At 66.1% G+C, this 17,659-nt stretch carries 13 protein-coding genes; all 13 read left to right on the forward strand.

Annotated elements, in window-relative coordinates; all coding sequences use genetic code 11:
• Positions 1-9 precede the first annotated feature (9 nt).
• The 13 genes from tssH to ACE039_RS27275 all read left to right on the forward strand — a co-directional run bounded on the left by tssH (position 10) and on the right by ACE039_RS27275 (position 17,650).
• Positions 10-2,697: a type VI secretion system ATPase TssH gene (tssH, locus tag ACE039_RS27215; RefSeq protein WP_485823859.1), complete on the forward strand. Its 2,688-nt coding sequence runs from the start codon at positions 10-12 to the stop codon at positions 2,695-2,697.
• Between the two features lie 16 nt (positions 2,698-2,713).
• Positions 2,714-5,401 carry a type VI secretion system Vgr family protein gene (locus tag ACE039_RS27220; protein ID WP_485823860.1) on the forward strand — a complete coding sequence of 896 codons (2,688 nt, stop codon included), beginning with the start codon at positions 2,714-2,716 and terminating at the stop codon, positions 5,399-5,401.
• A gap of 15 nt (positions 5,402-5,416) precedes the next feature.
• Positions 5,417-6,361, forward strand: coding sequence for a DUF4123 domain-containing protein (locus ACE039_RS27225; RefSeq protein ID WP_485823861.1), 945 nt, complete (start codon positions 5,417-5,419; stop codon positions 6,359-6,361).
• A gap of 9 nt (positions 6,362-6,370) precedes the next feature.
• Positions 6,371-9,226 (forward strand): T6SS effector BTH_I2691 family protein, encoded by a 2,856-nt coding sequence (locus ACE039_RS27230; RefSeq protein ID WP_485823862.1) that lies wholly within the window; start codon positions 6,371-6,373, stop codon positions 9,224-9,226.
• An 8-nt stretch (positions 9,227-9,234) separates the two neighbouring features.
• Positions 9,235-9,969 carry a putative type VI secretion system effector gene (locus ACE039_RS27235; protein ID WP_485823863.1) on the forward strand — a complete coding sequence of 245 codons (735 nt, stop codon included), beginning with the start codon at positions 9,235-9,237 and terminating at the stop codon, positions 9,967-9,969.
• Between the two features lie 15 nt (positions 9,970-9,984).
• Positions 9,985-10,914, forward strand: a complete 930-nt coding sequence (locus ACE039_RS27240; RefSeq protein WP_485823864.1) for a DUF6708 domain-containing protein — start codon at positions 9,985-9,987, stop codon at positions 10,912-10,914.
• Between the two features lie 110 nt (positions 10,915-11,024).
• Positions 11,025-11,468 carry a hypothetical protein gene (locus tag ACE039_RS27245; protein ID WP_485823865.1) on the forward strand — a complete coding sequence of 148 codons (444 nt, stop codon included), beginning with the start codon at positions 11,025-11,027 and terminating at the stop codon, positions 11,466-11,468.
• Between the two features lie 120 nt (positions 11,469-11,588).
• Positions 11,589-12,290 carry a glutathione S-transferase N-terminal domain-containing protein gene (locus tag ACE039_RS27250; protein ID WP_416027864.1) on the forward strand — a complete coding sequence of 234 codons (702 nt, stop codon included), beginning with the start codon at positions 11,589-11,591 and terminating at the stop codon, positions 12,288-12,290.
• A 21-nt stretch (positions 12,291-12,311) separates the two neighbouring features.
• Positions 12,312-13,238 (forward strand): LysR family transcriptional regulator, encoded by a 927-nt coding sequence (locus tag ACE039_RS27255; protein WP_485823866.1) that lies wholly within the window; start codon positions 12,312-12,314, stop codon positions 13,236-13,238.
• A 77-nt stretch (positions 13,239-13,315) separates the two neighbouring features.
• Positions 13,316-14,722 (forward strand): FAD-dependent tricarballylate dehydrogenase TcuA, encoded by a 1,407-nt coding sequence (gene tcuA, locus ACE039_RS27260; protein ID WP_485823867.1) that lies wholly within the window; start codon positions 13,316-13,318, stop codon positions 14,720-14,722.
• Complete coding sequence (tcuB, locus tag ACE039_RS27265; RefSeq protein WP_448711718.1) at positions 14,719-15,948, forward strand: tricarballylate utilization 4Fe-4S protein TcuB; 1,230 nt, start codon at positions 14,719-14,721, stop codon at positions 15,946-15,948. Before tcuA ends, tcuB begins: the two co-directional genes overlap by 4 nt.
• 73 nt (positions 15,949-16,021) lie before the next feature.
• Entirely contained in the window at positions 16,022-16,999 is a 978-nt protein-coding gene (locus tag ACE039_RS27270; protein ID WP_485823868.1) for a Bug family tripartite tricarboxylate transporter substrate binding protein, read from the forward strand.
• Positions 17,000-17,059: 60 nt separating this feature from the next.
• On the forward strand, positions 17,060-17,650 hold the full coding sequence (locus ACE039_RS27275; protein WP_485823869.1) for a hypothetical protein: 591 nt from the start codon (positions 17,060-17,062) through the stop codon (positions 17,648-17,650).
• Positions 17,651-17,659: the final 9 nt, after the last annotated feature.

Here is a 17,659-nt window from a genome sequence, read left to right on the forward strand (position 1 = left end):
AACGAGAACATGGCCATTCCGCTAAAAACCCTGATCGCGAAGCTGAACCAGACCTGCCGCCAGGCCGCCGAACGCGCCGCAAGCCTGTGCATGGCGCAAGGGCACTATGAAGTGGATCTTGAGCATCTGTTCCTGGCCCTGCTTGAGCGGCCCGCCAGCGACTTCAGCATGGTGGCGCGGCGCAGCGGCATCGAAGCGTCGGTGCTGGAAGCGGACCTCAACACCGAGATCCGGGGCTTTAAGAACGGCAATACGCGCACACCGGTTTTTTCTCCGCACTTGCCCAAGTTGTTCGAACACGCCTGGCTGATTGCGTCGCTGGATACGCAGACCACGCGCATCCGCTCCGGTCATCTGCTGCTGGCGCTGTTGACGGAGCCCGATCTGGCGGCGCTAGCGCGGCGCGGGTCGCGCTTGTTCGAGTCGTTTCGGCTGGATGCGCTGAAGCATGACTTCGCGGCGTTGACGGCCGGTTCGGAAGAGGCCGGCCAGGCCGTTGCGCTGGGCGACGGCGCCGATGGCCCCCCCGGCCAGGATGCCGCCGCGCCGGCCGCCGCCTTGTCCAAGACGCCGGCGCTGGATCAATACACCGCCAATCTGACGGAGCGTGCGCGCGAGGGCAGGATAGACCCCGTGATCGGCCGTGACGCCGAAATCCGCCAGATGATCGACATTCTGACGCGGCGTCGCCAGAACAACCCCATCCTGACTGGCGAGGCCGGCGTGGGTAAGACGGCGGTGGTCGAGGGGCTGGCGCTGCGCATCGTGGCGGGCGACGTTCCGCCTTCGCTGGCGGGCGTGGCGCTGCGCACGCTGGACCTGGGCCTGTTGCAGGCCGGCGCCAGCGTCAAGGGCGAATTCGAAAACCGCCTGAAGCACGTGATCGACGAGGTCAAGCAAAGCCCGACGCCTGTCATCCTGTTCATTGACGAAGCGCACACGATGATCGGCGCGGGCGGCCAGGCGGGCCAGAACGACGCCGCCAACCTGCTCAAGCCGGCGTTGGCGCGCGGCGAATTGCGTACCATCGCGGCCACCACCTGGAGCGAATACAAAAAGTACTTTGAAAAGGACGCGGCGCTGGCCCGCCGCTTCCAGGTCGTCAAGGTGGAAGAGCCCAGTGAGGCGCTGGCTGCCAGCATGCTGCGCGGCATGGCGCCGCTGATGGAAGGCCACTTCGGCGTGCGTGTGCTGGACGAGGCCATCGTGGCCGCGGCCCGCCTGTCGCACCGCTACATCAGCGGCCGGCAATTACCCGACAAGGCGGTTAGCGTGCTGGACACGGCGTGCGCCAGGGTGGCGTTAGGCCGCAGCGCCACGCCGGCCTTGATCGACGATGCGCGCCATCGCCTGGCGCGGTTGGACACCGAGCGCGCGGCGCTGCATCGCGAGGCCGCGGCAGGCGGCCCCGCCGCTCGCCTGCGAGATCTGGACGAGGAAATGGCTGCCGTGCGGCAGACGCTGGCAGAGGCCGAAGCGCGATTAGCGCAAGAAAGCGAGCTGGTCCGTCAGATCCATGCGCTGCGCGAGGAACTGGAAGCCGCGGGCGTTCCGGCAACGCCTGAGCCCGCAGGCAAGCGGCGGCCAGCCAAGGCGGAACTTTCGCCGGGCCAGGCGCAGCTGGCCGAACTGCAACAACAATTGCGCACGCTGCAAGGCGACGCCCCGCTGGTGCCCGCGTTCGTCGACGCCCAGGTCATCGCCGAGATCGTGTCGGCCTGGACCGGCATTCCGCTGGGCCGCATGGTGAACGACGAAATCCGAACGGTGCTGGAACTGCAGCCGTTGCTGGCGGAACGCGTGATCGGGCAGGACCACGCGTTGCATGCGATTGCGCAGCGTGTGCGAACGGCGCGCGCCGGATTGGAGGACCCCAACAAACCCAAGGGTGTGTTCCTGTTCGTCGGGCCGTCGGGCGTCGGCAAGACCGAAACCGCGCTGGCCGTGGCCGACGTGCTGTATGGCGGCGAGCGCAAGCTGGTCACCATCAACATGAGCGAATACCAGGAGGCGCACAGCGTGTCGGGGCTGAAGGGCTCGCCACCGGGCTACGTCGGGTATGGCGAAGGCGGCGTGCTGACCGAAGCCGTGCGTCGCCAGCCCTACAGCGTGGTCTTGCTGGACGAGATCGAGAAGGCCCATCCGGATGTGCTTGAGCTGTTCTTCCAGGTGTTCGACAAAGGGGTGATGGACGACGCCGAAGGCCGCGAGATCGACTTCCGCAATACGCTCATCATCCTGACGTCCAACGTGGGCTCATCGGCCATCATGCAGGCCTGCCTGAACAAAAGCGCGGCCGAACGGCCTGATGCCGAGGCGCTGCAGGCCCTGCTTGCGCCGCAGTTGTACAAGGCCTTCAAGCCCGCCTTCCTGGGCCGCATGAAAACCGTTGCCTACTATCCAATCGACGACGACGCGCTGGTGCGCATCATCGGCCTGAAGCTTGGCCGCATCGCCGCGCGCGTGCAGGCCAACCACCGCGCGGCGTTCGAGTGGGACGATGCGCTGGTCGAGGCAGTGCTGGCGCGCTGCACCGAAGTCGATACCGGCGCGCGCAACGTCGATCACATTCTTAACGGCACGCTGCTGCCGCAGATTGCCGAACAGGTCCTGGGCCGCATGGCGCAGGGCGAGGCAATCGCGCGTATCCGCGTGACGGCGGGCAAGAACGGCGATTTCCGCTATCGCCTGGCCTGATTCCGGAACCCAAGCCATGCCTCCCGATTCCGCGTCTCTCTCCCGCCTGCCCGCCGCCGCCGCCGATCAGGCCAATCGGCTGCTCGATCTAAGCACGCCACTGGGGCCCAACAAGCTGGTGGCCGAAACGCTGGCGGGCGTCGAAAGCCTGTCGGACGGCGGTTTCCGCCTGGACCTGACGGCATTGTCCGAAGACGCGCATATTCCGCTGAAGGCCCTGCTGGGCCAGCCGGTGACGCTGCGGCTGCAAACCGCGCTTGACCGCAGCCAGCCCCGTCTGTGGCACGGCCACGTGACCGGCGCCGCGTATCAAGGCGCCAATGGCGGCATGGCGCGGTACGGCCTGACCGTGGAGCCGTGGCTGGCTTTCCTGCGCCAGCGGCACGATAGCTTTGCGTACCAGGACCGGACGGTGTTCGAGATCGTCGAGAGCATCTTCGCCGACTACAAGGGCAGCGGCGTGCTGGCGCCCCAATGGCGCTGGGACCTGCGGGACCGCGCCAGCTACGCCAAGCGCAGCCTGACGATCCAATACCGCGAGACCGACTATGCGTTCGTGGAACGGTTGCTGGCCGAAGAGGGGCTCTTCTATTGGGTAGAGCATGAGGCCGACGGCCACACCCTGGTCATCGCCGACCACAACGGCGCCTTCAAGCCCGGGCCGCAAGCCAGTGTGCGTTTTGCCCGTGCGGATGTCACCGAAACCGAAGACAGCATCCAGCAGTGGAGCCGGCGCCAGCGTTGGCAGACCAACGGCGTGCGGCTGGCCAGTTGGGACTACCGCGGCGCTCAGGCGCGCCCCGTGTCCGCGCAGGCCGCCGCCGGCAAGCTGGCCAACGACAGGGAACTGGTGCACCACGACTACCCGGGGCAATACGCCTACGAGGACAGCGCCCAGGGCGAACGGCTGGCGCACAATGCCCTGGCCGCGCTGCGGGCGCGCCAGGACTGCGTGGAGGGCGCCGGCACGGTGCGCACGCTGGCGCCCGGGCAACGGTTCGAACTTACCGGCCATTATCAGCAAGACGCGCAACCTGCCTACGTGGTGATCGCCATGACGCACCGGGCGCGCAACAACTTTGATGCCGACCTGGGCCGCGCCGTCCGCGAATCGGGCGCCGCGGAGGCGGACGAGGAGTTCTACCGCAACCGCTTCACCTGCATCGGCATCGACACCGAGTTCCGTCCCGTGACGGTGGACGGTCATGGCGCGCGGGTGCATCCGCGCCCCACGGTGTTCGGCGCGCAGACGGCGCTGGTGGTGGGCGCTGAGGCCCCGGTGCTGACGGATCGCGACCATCGGATCAAAGTGCAGTTCCACTGGCAACGGGGCAAAGCCTCCAGCAGCCGTCTGGCGCATCCGTCAGGTGACGAAAACGCGCCCGCCAAGGACGAGCTGGGCACCTGGGTCCGCGTGGCGGAGCCGGTGGCCGGCGGCGACTGGGGCGGCCATTTCGTGCCCAGAGTGGGGCAAGAGGTGCTGGTGGAATTCCTGCACGGCGATATCGACCGGCCCGTCGTGGTGGGAGCGCTGTACAACGGCGAGGGCGCCGAAGACGCGCCGCACAATCAGGTGCAAGCGGGCGGCGCCAACGCAACGGGCAACGCGCCCGCGTGGTTCGCCGGGGGCCAGGACGGCCATGCGCACAACGTGGTGATGTCCGGGTTCAAGACCCAGGCATTGTCCGACAGCGGGACGGGCACGGGGGGATACAACCAGCTGCTCCAGGACGATACGCCGGGCCAGTCGCGGTTGACCGCGTCCACCACGCAGGCGGACAGCCGTTTGAACCTGGGCCATATCAAACAGCAACGCGACAACGAGCGGCTCGATGATCTGGGCTTCGGCGCCGAACTGTCCACCAAGGAAGCGGTGGCGGTGCGCGGCGGCTCGGGCCTGCTGATCAGCGCCGACCTGCGCGAAAACGCCGATGGCGCGCTGTTGGACAGCGCCGAAGCGGCCAAACAGGTCAAGACCGCGATGACGGCCGCCAAAGAGCTTGCCGAGACCGCGGTCAGGCAAAAGGCGATCTTGAAGGACGACCCCCAGACACTGCCCGCGCAAGAGGCGCTGGCCCACATCCTGGACGTGGTGGAGACCACGCAGGACGACCCGAACACGGCCGGCGTGGCGGTGGCGGCCTATGGAGAGCCGCACATCCAGGTCAGCGCGCCCAGCGGCATCGGCCAGTACACGCCCGCCGATGCCTTCCTGGTGGCGGGCAAGACCTTCGCCCAGGTGGCGCCGGACGTGAACTGGGCCAGCAGCGCCAATCTGGCGATGGGCGTGGCCGCGGGCGCGGTCCTGTACACCATGGGGCTTGCGGCGTCCGGCGGCCGGCCCGTCAAGGAAAGCGGGCTGCGACTGCACGCGGCGGGCGGCAAGCTGCGGGTGCATAGCCAGGACGCCAAGATGACGTTGACGGCCGAAAAGGCCGTGACCGTCGCGTCGGCGGACGCCAGCGTAACGGTCCAGGCGGCCAAGCGCGTGCTGGCCACGGCGGGCGGCGCCTATCTGCGCATCGAGGGGGGCGGCATCCAGTTGCATGCCCCGGGCAAGGTGGAACTGAAGGCGGGCGTGCATAACTGGGTCGGGCCGCAATCCGCGCCGATCCCCGACATGCTGCCTTCGGGGGACTTCCAAGGTTGCCAACTGAAGATGCAAAGCGCAGCGGCGTCCGGCGCGGCCGTGGTCGATCTCTAGGACGGATGCGCAAACATGGATTCCTATACGTCGGGCATCGAATTGGCGGAGACCTTGCAGCGGCTTGCAGCCTCCCGTGGGGATTCCCGCTGCCTGCTGCTGATAGACCCGTTGCTGCGAGATCCCGCCGACGACCCGGAGTGGGAAGGGCTGGCGGGCGAACTGGCTGCGCGCGAGACGCCGGTGCGGCTGGCGCACCCGGATATCGACTCGCGCGTATGGCCGCGCCTGATTGGATTGGATTTGGCGCGTCCGCGCGATGCCGACATCAGCCGCGCCGCCGCAGGCATGGCGATCAGCGATTGGGAGCCCGCCGCTTTGGGCAGGGGCGATGGCAGACGGATAGGGGGATGGATATTCGGGGCGGGCGACGCAACGGCATTGGCCGGCCACCTGGGGCGCACCCTGTTGGCGGTCCGTGCGGACGGAGGAAGAACCCTGTTGCGGCTGCACGATCCGGCGGTGCTGGATCTGGTCTGGCGTCAGGCTTCCCGGCGGCAGAAAGCCGATTTGCTGGGTCCGGCAGGCCTTTGGGTGAATGTCGACCGTTGGAGGCGGCTGGCCCGGTACGACATCGACGAGCCGCGTACGGGCTCGGCCATGCGTTTGGACGGTGATCAATGGCGGACGGTCCGGACTTTCGCCGCGGTCAACCGCGCCTGGCGCGCGGTGGCGCCCAGGGCCGGCGAGATATTGCCAGAGACGTTGGAGCAGGTCGTCGCTTGCGTGCGCCGAGGCGCCGAAGCCGGGCTGCATGATCTGCGCGATTGGGAGGCCATCGCCTTGCGCGCGCTGACGGTGCATCCCGAATTCGACCGGCATCCGACGGTGGCGGACATGCTGGCTGCCCGGCCCGGCGATATCGGCTTTTCGCGGCTTGTCATGGCGTTGACGGATGCGGACTGGGCGGCGATCGCGCATGACTGCCGGCAGCCAAGTCGCGCGCACATTCCAGGTTAGGACACACGAATGAGTAATGCTTGTAGCGTATGCCAGGCGGGCGGCTTGCCGATTCTTCCCACGCGGTATGCGGTGGTGCCGGCGAGTTTTCCACAGGCCGACCTGAGCGACTTCAGTGGTGAACGCGTGACCGGCGTGGAGTTGGACGCGTCGCGCTACAAATACGTGACGCGCACGCTGCGGCAGGGGTTCCTGTACCTTTTCTATGAAAAAGGCCCGCAGGGGGCGAATTACTGGGAAGTCTATTCGGTAACCGCCGACGGCACGCTGTGGCGCTGCGACGATGCGGACAGCGCCCGGCTCGAACCCTCGATGAAATGTGCAAGCCAGGGGCACAACCCGCTTCGCATGCATTACATCGTCATCGAAAAGCCGGAGCAGTGCGGCACGGTATGGCTCGCCTACAGTGAACACAAATGGAGCCCTCAAACGCGCGCGCGCTATGCCACGCCCGCGCATCGCGCATCGCGGATGCAAGCGATCGAGCCTTCCGTTTGGGCCCAGGGCACCTGCGAGGCCAAGAACCATCAGTCCATCCTTGCCGTCGAATCGAATTTCAAGAAAATTCTGGAGTACGGGGACCATCAATTCAGCAGCTTGACCGGAGAGCCGCCCGCACTGCCATGCACGGGCTTTGATCGCGTGCGCGTCCTGAGCCGGGCGGACGGGTCTTACGATGAGGCGTTGTTGACGGAGCAATTCACGAAGACGCCTTGGTATCCCCGAAATCGGCCGGTGGGCGACCGAAAAGACCTGGTGCTTCAGCAGCTGCTGGCGCAGATGCTGGACAAGTGCGGCGACCCCACCATGGGCGTCAGCTACTGGCCGATGGCCTTGGCGCTCTGGGACGCCATCGGCATCGCCGACGAACTCAACGGTTACTGCAACGATGCGCTGGGCGCGATAGCCCGGTACGGCGAAGAGCGCGCGTTGGAGATCACGGCAATCAGCAATATCGAGGGTGCGAAGGCGGCGCTGGAAAGCAAGGCCGATGACGCGGCAAGGCGCACGGCCGAGGCCGTGCAGCTTGGCCAGCGCAGCGGAAGCCGGCACTACGAGGTGATGCGCCGCAATCAGATCATCAACCAGAATGTGCAGGATATGCCAGGCAAGCAGGCGCTTGCGGGCTTGGAGAACGAGCGCTCGAACGGTGTGATATCCAACGCCGAGTACCAGCGCCGCCGTGGCTTGTTGCTGGACCAGTACGTGCCGGCGGCGGGCAGGGCGCAGGCAGAGGCGGACTTCAACGCCTACGACGCCGAGATCGCGCTGGCGGACCGCACGCGCGACCAGAATCTGGAGAACTATCGCCAGGACCGCGTCCGGCAAGCCTGGGATCGCTACAACGACAATATCGATTGGGACAAGCTGCGGCGTTTCAAGGGAAACTACGACAGGTTCCAGGAGGCGGCGACGACGCTGGCAAACGCCAGGACGGTGGAACTGATCAAGTGGCTGGAGTGGGATCTTCTGTTCGATACGCTGGAGGACTACAGCGAAGACGTCGAAGACGATGGCCACGAGTTCATTGAAGTCGTCGCCGACATGACGGAAGGCATCGGCGCCAGCGAAGCGGGGGCGCGCTACCTGAAGACGCTGGTGGAAGTGCGGCGGGACGCCAGCGATCGAAGGTCGCTCTTCTGGCGGGCGGTGGCCGCGAACCAGAAAGCGCTTAAACCGCAGGTCACGGCCGCCGTGGATGAGGCCGTCAAGGGCAAGCAGACGCTGCTGTCCGTGGGCCTGGCGATTGTCGAACGAGCAACCAATAACCTGAAGACCTTTGCCGGCTACTACAAGCGAGCGGTTTCGCTGGTTGGCGAAAGCAATGCGCAGAAGTTGGGGCCCTTGCCGCGCGCGATGAAGAACGCGGGTGTCGACAAGCTGATGATGACGGCCGGGGACACGGTATTCCGTTGGCTGCGCCTGAACGGCCTGGGCGATTACGTTGGCGAGAAGATCATCCAGAATATATTCCTGATGTCCACGGGCATCAGCGACGCGGACGCCCTGGCGCTGGTGCGCCAACAGGCCCGCTACGACGGAGTGGCGCGCCAGGTCGCGCTGCAACGGTTGCGCACGGCACGCACATTCCTCGAGGCCAACGAGGCCATTGCGAAAGAGCCCGGCCACCAGGCCATGCGCGACATGTGGAGCAAGGTTCGGCCCGCGAACGGGCGCAATGGCGCGACCACCATGCGGATCACGGTCGTGGTCGGCTTGATTGAACTCGTGAATTTCACGAAGCTCATCGCGTCGACCGACAAGACGACCACGACGTATGCGAAGCTGATCGCATCGGCCGCCACGTTGAGCGCTGCCGTGATCGACATTGCGATCGTGCCGTATCAATTGGCCGGAAAGAAAGCCTTCGGGTTCCAGAAGTGGAAGCTGATGGGCGGCATGCTCGGGGCAGGGGCCTCGTTCATCACTGCGTCGATCGATTTCAACGAAGCGACCGAACGCAGGGAAAAGAAGCAATACAAGCTGATGGTGCTGGTCGGCATAAAATCAGCGCTTGGATTTACCGCCGCGGGCGCTGCGGTGATCACGGCGATCGCCACTTCCGCGCCCCTATTGAAGATCGTGGGCCGGCGCTTGGGGCTGAACGTCGTCGTGATCGCGGTGGACGGCATCGCCGCGCGGGTTGCCGTCGCATCCGTCGCCCGCGTGCTCGGTCTGCTGGTGGGCTGGGAAATCGCGGTGGTGCTGGTCGGTATACAGTTGCTGGCGTGGTACTTCACGCCCGACACCCTGGAAGAGTGGTGCGAAACCAGCGCTTTCGGCCGCCGGACTTTCGGCACGCCCGTGGACGACCCCAAGAAGCAGGAAGAAGGTTTCGTCGCCGCCCTGGCTGACGTGGTGTAAGGAATACGATGACCAAGGAATCGAACGATCCCCTCCGCAAGATCACGGGAACCATCAGCGGCCTGAGCAAGTCGCGCCGCAATCGGGATTTCGTCCTTAGCCAGATGGGCAAGGATGTTGGCGCGTCCGCCGTGTCGGCGGGCCTGGCAGACATGGGGGGCGCGGGGATCGCCATCGCCACGATGGACACTTCGGAAACAGCGGATTTCGTAGAGTTCGAGGTCAACGGCGAATCCGTGCGTGGCTGGTTCTGGCGGTTTCCATTTCAGGACGGCGATGCGGTCGATGTGGTGGCGGAACCCGACGGCCAAGCCTGGACGGCGTATGGCGTCCGGCGCGATGCCGATGCCCTGGTGGCGGTGTATCCCCATTGTATCGAGGGACGCCGGTCGCACTACCGGTCTACGTTCCGGTTCTGGGGCATTGTCGTCGCTGCGATTTTCATCTTCATGATGTGCCTGGATGCGGTGCTGGCGCTGTTCAAGGGCACGTTCAGCATCCAGAACCAGTTGGATGCCTATGGAATCTATGCCATGTATCTGCTGCCGGGCCTGGTGCTGGTGTTCGGCTTCCTGGCGTGGCGCGGGGGCCGCAAGACGGAAGGTTTCGCGCAGGTGGCCGAGACGATCTTCAAAGGCTTCGGCTGGGCCGATCCCGGCGGCATCAATTTGCGTGAAATATCCAGGAAAAAGCGCCGCGCAGGCGATGGGAAGGATTACGGCATGCGCTATTTCCGGTACTGAACCGGGCCGCGCGCAATGGACTTCACCGGTTTCATTTCAACGTTCCAGAACGACCGGCCACTGGGGGATTTCGATCGGCAGCATCGCCTGGCCCAGAAAGTGCGCCTGGATGTTCCGCTGCTGGCCCAGCATTGCGTCGTGACGATGAACGCCAATAGCCTGGTGTCGGTGGACCGCTGGTATGGATGGCGCGGCTTCGTGGCGTTGCTCGGCGCGATAGGGGTGGGCTTTGGGCTGGGGGGCATTCTGATGCTTGCCTGGATCCTGGTCGTAGATGACCTGCCCAACGAGAACGGCCTCTGGGAGGCGGTCTTCATCAGCATGGCGATGCTGGCCGCATTGGCGGCAGCCGGGGCCTGGTTGGCCGGCAAGGAAATGTTCCGCTGGACGCATTACCCCATCATGCTGGATCGCAAGCATCGCCAGGTGCACGTGTTTCGCCTGGACGGCACCGTATTGTCGGCGCCGTGGGACAAAATCTATTTCACGCTGGGAAAAGGTAAGGGACCGTTCGGTGCGTTCAACTGGGACATTCGCGGGCTGGTGCTGGACGATGACGGCCAGACCGTCCGCGAGACCTTCGCCTTCGCCATTGCCACCAGCCGGCAGGAGAACGCCTATTCCCATTGGGAATTCCTGCGCCGCTACATGGAGGAAGGGCCGCAGGCCGTGATCCAGGAGGTCACATTCTGCATGCCGGTGGACGGCAGGCGCGAGAGCTTCGCGTTCAGCAAGGAACGGGTCTTCGCCAACGACGCGCAAAGCCCCGCCCTGATGTACATCACGATGATCCCTTTCAACTGCCTGCACACCCTCATGCGGTGGGCGGTGATGCGGACCAGCCGGATTCCGGCGTTTCCCGCCGACATCGCAGCGTCGCTTTCGCCGGACCCCGGCGACCCGTACGTGCGCGACGCATCCATCAACCCCGAAGACCTGCGTTAGGCCCAGGCGCGCCTGCTGCGCTAGCGGCCCACGTGCTAGGCCTGCGCCGGACCGCGACCTGTGGCATGCTGCGGCCGATCCATTTTCCCGCGCGGCGACACCGTCCTGCCATGTCCACGTTCCTGCTCCGTGTTTGCGACTTTCTGCTGCTGGCCGCCGCCGCGGCGATCTTTGGCGCCTGCCTGACCTCGGTGCTGACCACCGACGCCTATGGCTGGGTGATTCCGGACGCGCCGTACGTCTATGAACCGCGCGACTTCTATGCCGACGCCGTGTTGGCGGGGCTGGCGGGCCTGCTGGCCTTGATCGCGGCCGAACGGGGAATGAAGGCGCCCCAGTCGGCCGCGTGGCGGGCCGGGGCGGGATTGGCCGCCGCGCTGGTCGCCGTGTACCTGGCGCCGCCTTCGCCGCAGGTTTTCGGCAATACCTGGGCGCCTGGCGAAGCGACGCGGGAACTCTTCCTGGGGCAGTGGCGGCTGGTGCTGCCGATCGCGCTGGGCGTGGCGGCGCTTCGGGCCGCCCTGTGGCGCCTGTCTGGCCGGCGGCTGCGCTAGGGGCAAGGGCCGGCGCTGAGCCGGCCGGCCACCCGGAAATCTCGCGAAATCGCCGGGATTTGCGCTAGGATTACCGCGCACATCCCGCCGCAGAGCATCCGCCCGCCTGGAGAACCCCGCATGACCTCGCTTGATTCGTTTGCCATCACCAAGAAGTGGCCCGCCGCCCACCCCGACCGCATCCAGCTGTATTCGCTGCCCACGCCCAACGGCGTGAAGGTCTCGATCCTGCTGGAAGAACTGGGCTTGCCCTACGAGCCGCACCGCGTCAGTTTCGACACGAAGGACCAGTTCACGCCCGAATTCCTGTCGATCAGTCCGAATAACAAGATTCCGGCCATCCTGGACCCCAATGGCCCGGACGGTAAACCGCTGGCGCTGTTCGAATCCGGCGCCATCCTCATTTACCTGGCCAGCAAGACGGGACGGTTCATTCCGGCTGACACCGCGGGGCGCTACGAGACGCTGCAATGGATCATGTTCCAGATGGGCGGTATCGGGCCCATGTTCGGCCAGTTGGGTTTCTTCCATACGTTCGCCGGCAAGGAATACGAAGACAAGCGTCCGCGCGACCGCTACGTGGCCGAGTCCAAGCGCCTGTTGGGCGTGCTGGACCAGCGCCTGCAAGGCCGCGATTGGGTGATGGGCGATGAATACACCATTGCCGACATCGCGATCCTGCCGTGGGTGCGCAACCTGGTCGGCTTCTACGGCGCCGGCGATCTGGTCGAGTTCTCGCAGTTCAAGAATGTGGCTCGGGTGCTCGAGGCCTTCGTCGCCCGCCCGGCCGTGGTGAAGGGCCTGACGATCCCGGCCGCATAACGGCGCGGACAAACAGCCGCCATGGAACTCCGCCAGCTGCGTTACTTCGTCCGCGTCGTTGAAGCGGGCAGCATCGGCCGCGCGGCCATGTCCCTGGGCATGGTCACGTCCGCGCTCAGCCAGCAGATCAGCCGGCTGGAAGGCGAGCTCTCGACCCGCCTGCTGCAACGCAGCGCCAGCGGCGTCGTGCCGACGGACGCCGGGCTGGCGTTCTTTCGGCAGGCCCAGCTTGCCTTGCGGCACGCCGACGATGCCGTGACGGCGGCCCAGCAGGCGCGGCTGGCCGGCCATGTCAGCGTAGGGCTGCCGTCGACCACGGCGGCCATCCTTGGCGCGCCCTTCCTGCAAGCCATGAACGAGCGCTATCCGGATATCCGCCTGCATCTGGTCGAGGCCCTGTCGGGTCACTTGGCCGACATGCTTAACGGCCGCCTGCTGGATCTGGCCATCGTGTTCCATGCCGAGTCCGCGCGGCGCTGGAGCATCATGCCGCTCCTGGATGAACCGCTGTACCTCTGTGCCCGGCGCGACATGCCGGGTGTGCCCGATGGCGACACGACGCGGCTGGACGCCATTGCCCATCTGCCGCTGGTGTTGCCCAGCGGCCGCCACGGCCTGCGCGCGCTGGTCAACAATGCCTTCCAGCAATTGGGGCAGACGCCGCGCGTGGTGGCGGAAGTCGACGGTCTGTCGTTGCTGATGGACGTGGTGCAGCTGGGCAATGCCGCCACCATCCAGCCCAGCTCGGCCACCGCGCGGATCGCGCCCGGGCAGTTGCACATGGCGCGCATTGACGACGCGCATCTGTTTCGCCCCAATCTGCTGGCCAGCCTGTCCGACGACGAACTCTCGCCCGCCGGGCTGGCGGCCCGGCTGGTGCTGGCGGACGTGTCGCGCACGCTGGCGCGCGACGGAAAATGGGCGGTCGTGGCCCTTCACGAATCGTGAACACCCGTTGACGCCCGCCTGATATCGCAACTGCCAGCCGCTGAGTACAGTCGCCCCATTGATTTGGGGACGATGGCATGGTGGACGTCTTGGTGGTGGGAGGGGGCAATGCGGCGCTGTGCGCGGCCCTGATGGCGCGCGAGGCCGGCGCAAGCGTGATGCTGCTTGAAGCCGCGCCACGGGAATGGCGCGGCGGGAATTCGCAGCACACGCGGAATCTGCGTTGCATGCACGATGCGCCGCAGGATGTGCTGACCGACGCCTATCCCGAAGAGGAATACTGGCAAGACCTGCTCAAGGTCACCGGCGGCTTGACCAACGAACATCTGGCGCGGCTGGTCATCCGCGAATCGTCGACGTGTCGCGACTGGATGCGCCGTCACGGCGTGAACTTCCAGCCGCCGCTGTCGGGCGCGCTGCACGTGGCGCGCACCAATGCGTTTTTCATGGGGGGCGGCAAGGCGCTGGTGAACGCCTATTACCGCAGCGCCGAGGCCTTGGGCGTGCAAATCCGCTATAACGCGCCGGTCGATGCGCTGGAGCTGGAGGCAGGGCGTTTCAAGGCGGCCCGCATCGGCGCGGAACGCATCGAGGCGCGCGCCTGCGTGCTGGCGGCCGGCGGCTTCGAATCCAACCGGGAATGGCTGCGCGAAGCGTGGGGCCAGAACGAGCGCGGCGAATGGCCGGCCGACAATTTCCTGATCCGCGGCACGCGCTTCAACATGGGCGTGCTGCTGAAGTTCATGCTGGATGCGGGCGCCGACAGCATTGGCGATCCGTCGCAATCGCATTGCGTGGCGATCGACGCGCGCGCGCCGCTGTACGACGGCGGAATCTGTACGCGCATCGACTGCGTGTCGCTGGGCGTGGTGGTCAACCGCGACGCCGTGCGCTTCTATGACGAAGGCGAAGATTTCTGGCCCAAACGCTACGCCATCTGGGGCCGCCTGACGGCCATGCAGCCCGGGCAGATCGCCTATTCCATCATCGACGCAAAGGCCATCGGGCGCTTCATGCCGCCCGTGTTTCCGGGCGTGCAGGCCAATACCCTGCCGGAGCTGGCCGCCAAGCTGGGCCTGGACCCGGCAACGTTCGAGAAAACCCTGCGCGACTACAACGCGTCCTGCCGCGTCGGCACGTTCGACCATACCGCGCTGGACGATTGCCATACCGAAGGCGTAACGCCCGCCAAGACCCACTGGGCCAGGCCGATCGATACCGCGCCGTTCTATGGCTATGCGCTGCGCCCGGGCATCACCTTCACCTACCTGGGCCTGAAGGTAGACGACACCGCCGCGGTCCGGTTCAACGATGTGCCCAGCGACAACCTGTTCGTTGCCGGCGAAATGATGGCCGGCAATGTGCTGGGTAAGGGCTACACGGCGGGGGTGGGCATGTCCATCGGCACCGCGTTCGGCCGTATTGCCGGCACCCGGGCCGCCGCCGCCGCGCGCGCCCAGACCCTTGCGAAGAGCACGATATGAAGCAGCTTGAAGCCCTGGCTCGCGAAGCGCAGTCGTTTTCCACCCCGCATGCCGAGGCCACGCCCGCCATGGCCGAGCAGCCGGTGCGCTGGCTCGGCAAGCAGGCAACGCCCCAGGCCGATCTTCTGACCGCCGACGAGACGGAAGTTGCCCGCGTCATGCAGATCTGCAACGCCTGTCGCTATTGCGAGGGGTTCTGCGCGGTGTTCCCGGCGATGACGCGCCGACTGGAATTCGGCAAGGCCGACTTGAACTACCTGGCCAATCTTTGCCACAACTGTGGCGCCTGCTTGCACGCCTGTCAGTATGCGCCGCCGCATGAATTCGCGGTGAATGTGCCGCAGTCGATGGCCCGCGTTCGCATGCAGACCTATACCGACTACGCCTGGCCCGCCGCGCTGGGCACGCTGTACAAGCGCAACGGCCTGGCCTTGTCCCTGGCCACGGCCGGCGGGCTGGCGCTGTTCCTGGTGCTGGCGGTGCTGATGGCGGGCGGCTTGTTCCACGAACCAATGGCCGGCAACTTCTACGCGGTGTTCCCCCACAACACGCTGGCGCTGATGTTCGGCGTGGTGTTTGGGTTTTCGATGCTGGCGCTTGGGGTGGGCGTTACGCGCTTCTGGCGCAACGTCAGCCCGGGGGCGGCCTCGGGCGCGGCGGTGGCGGAAGCGGCGCACGACGCGTTGCGCCTGCGCTATCTGGACGGCGGGCACGGCAAGGGCTGCAACAACGCGGACGACGCTTTCACGCTGTGGCGCCGCCGCTTCCACCACTTCACGTTCTACGGCTTCATGCTGTGCTTTGCCGCCACTTGCGTGGCCACGCTCTACCACTATCTGCTGGGCCAGCAGGCGCCCTATCCGTTGCTGAGCGCCCCGGTCCTGCTGGGCACGGCGGGCGGCATCGGCCTCTTGATCGGTCCGGCGGGGTTGCTGTGGTTGAACTTCAAGCGCCATCCGCAGCAAGGGGACGCGGCGCAAAAGCCGATGGACCGCGGCTTCATCATGCTGCTGTTCCTGACCAGCGCCACGGGCCTGGCGCTGCTTGCCGGACGCGATGGCAGTGCGATGGCGCTGTTGTTGGCGATCCACCTGGGCGTGGTGATGGCGCTGTTCCTGACGCTGCCTTACGGCAAGTTCGCGCACGGCATCTACCGGAGCGCGGCGTTGCTGAAGTGGTCCATCGAAAAGCGCCAGCCCAACAAACTGCAACTCGGATCCGACTAAGCGGAGCCGTCCATCGCGGGCATGACGGCGCCTCTTGAAAGCGCCGCATTCGAATACAAACCAGGAGACATTCATGTTCCGTACCCGACTGCTGGCGCGCGTTGCGCTGGCTGCCTGTCTGGCGCCGGCTCTGCCGGCCGCGCAGGCGCAAACCTTCCCCGTCAAGCCGATCACCGTGGTGGTGCCGCATTCGGCCGGGGGCACCTCCGATATTCTGGCGCGCACGATCGCGGCCGAAGCCGCCAAGACCTTGGGCCAGACCATCGTCATCGACAACAAGGGCGGTGCCAATGGCACCATCGCCGCCAAGCAGGTAGCCTCGTCCGCACCGGACGGCTACACGCTGCTGCTGGCCACCGCCAGCACGCACGGCATCAATCCATCCCTGTATTCGCGTATCTCTTACGATGCGGTGAAGGACTTCACGCCCGTGACGCTGCTGGCGACCGTGCCGAACGTGCTGGTCATCGGCCCCAACGTGAAGGCAACCAGCGTCAAGGAATTGATCGCCTACATCCAGTCGCAGGGCGACAAGATCAACATGGGGTCGGCGGGTGCCGGCACACCGGGCCATCTGGCCGGCGAGATGTTCAAGAGCGCCGCCAAGCTGCAATTCACGCACGTTCCCTACAAGGGCGGCAGCCCGGCCATTACCGACCTGATTGGCGGCCAGATCGATTTCATGTTCACCACCATCCCCGGCGTGTTGCCGCACGTGAAGGCAGGTACCTTGCGCGCGCTTGCGGTGACCTCGCCCGAGCGTTCGCCGGCGATGCCGGACGTGCCGACGATGGCGGAATCCGGCCTGCCGGGTTTCCAGGCGGTATCGTGGCATGGCATCGTCGCGCCGGCCGGCACGCCGGATGCGGTGGTGGCCACGCTGAATACGGCGCTAAGCAAGGCGCTGGCCGCACCTGCGGTCAAACAGCGCCTGATGGAAGAGGGCGCGCAAGCGTCCAGCGTGAACACCGCGGCGTTCGGTACGTTCATCCAGTCCGAAATCGCCACGTGGGCGCAAGCCGTCAAGAACTCGGGCGCGACGGCGAATTGAGGCTCCGCGACAGGCGGCCCCTCGCCGGGCTGCCTGCCACCGCATGCTAGGATTCCCGGCATGTTGACGACCCTGCTGTTCTCGCTGCTGGCGGCTGTTCCGGGCAATGCCGCCACCTTTGATCTAACTTGCTACTACGCCCGCAAGGACACCGGTGGAATGCTCGAATCCGCCGAACATTGCGCGCGCCTGGACGGCGATGCGCTGGTGCTCCGGCCCGAGATCCTGCGGTCGATGGACTTCAACCTCGACGGACTGTCGCCGCTGCTTGCGCACCAGTCCTGGCATTGGGTGCGGCCCGATGGCAAGTCGGTGCCGGTGCTGACCTACGATAATTCCGCCGATGATTTCGAAGCCGGCCTGACGCGCGGCCCGTGGTCTGGCGGCATGGCCTATTACGACACCGCGCTGAATCGCGTGCTGGCCACGCCCTACGAATGGGTCGACCGGTTCAGCGGCGGGCTGGCCGTGGTGTGCGAAGGCTGCCGCAAGGCGTTCACGCCGGATGGCGAACACAGCTTCATGACGGGCGGCGAGTGGGGCGCGATCGACCGCCAGGGCAGATTGGTGCTGCCCCTGCGGCCGGATGCGGCCTCGTTGCTGCGCGAGGTCGAGGTGGCACGCGCCGCCTCTGCGCCCACCGCGCGATAGGCGCGCCGT

The sequence above is a fragment of the Achromobacter maghribensis genome, assembly GCF_057334215.1.

Bases quoted from the DNA above. Each gene is read 5' to 3' on its own strand.
- tssH (WP_485823859.1), top strand. From the start codon at position 10: ATGGCCATTCCGCTAAAAACCCTGATCGCGAAGCTGAACCAGACCTGC.
- ACE039_RS27220 (WP_485823860.1), top strand. From the start codon at position 2,714: ATGCCTCCCGATTCCGCGTCTCTCTCCCGCCTGCCCGCCGCCGCCGCC.
- ACE039_RS27225 (WP_485823861.1), top strand. From the start codon at position 5,417: ATGGATTCCTATACGTCGGGCATCGAATTGGCGGAGACCTTGCAGCGG.
- ACE039_RS27230 (WP_485823862.1), top strand. From the start codon at position 6,371: ATGAGTAATGCTTGTAGCGTATGCCAGGCGGGCGGCTTGCCGATTCTT.
- ACE039_RS27235 (WP_485823863.1), top strand. From the start codon at position 9,235: ATGACCAAGGAATCGAACGATCCCCTCCGCAAGATCACGGGAACCATC.
- ACE039_RS27240 (WP_485823864.1), top strand. From the start codon at position 9,985: ATGGACTTCACCGGTTTCATTTCAACGTTCCAGAACGACCGGCCACTG.
- ACE039_RS27245 (WP_485823865.1), top strand. From the start codon at position 11,025: ATGTCCACGTTCCTGCTCCGTGTTTGCGACTTTCTGCTGCTGGCCGCC.
- ACE039_RS27250 (WP_416027864.1), top strand. From the start codon at position 11,589: ATGACCTCGCTTGATTCGTTTGCCATCACCAAGAAGTGGCCCGCCGCC.
- ACE039_RS27255 (WP_485823866.1), top strand. From the start codon at position 12,312: ATGGAACTCCGCCAGCTGCGTTACTTCGTCCGCGTCGTTGAAGCGGGC.
- tcuA (WP_485823867.1), top strand. From the start codon at position 13,316: ATGGTGGACGTCTTGGTGGTGGGAGGGGGCAATGCGGCGCTGTGCGCG.
- tcuB (WP_448711718.1), top strand. From the start codon at position 14,719: ATGAAGCAGCTTGAAGCCCTGGCTCGCGAAGCGCAGTCGTTTTCCACC.
- ACE039_RS27270 (WP_485823868.1), top strand. From the start codon at position 16,022: ATGTTCCGTACCCGACTGCTGGCGCGCGTTGCGCTGGCTGCCTGTCTG.
- ACE039_RS27275 (WP_485823869.1), top strand. From the start codon at position 17,060: ATGTTGACGACCCTGCTGTTCTCGCTGCTGGCGGCTGTTCCGGGCAAT.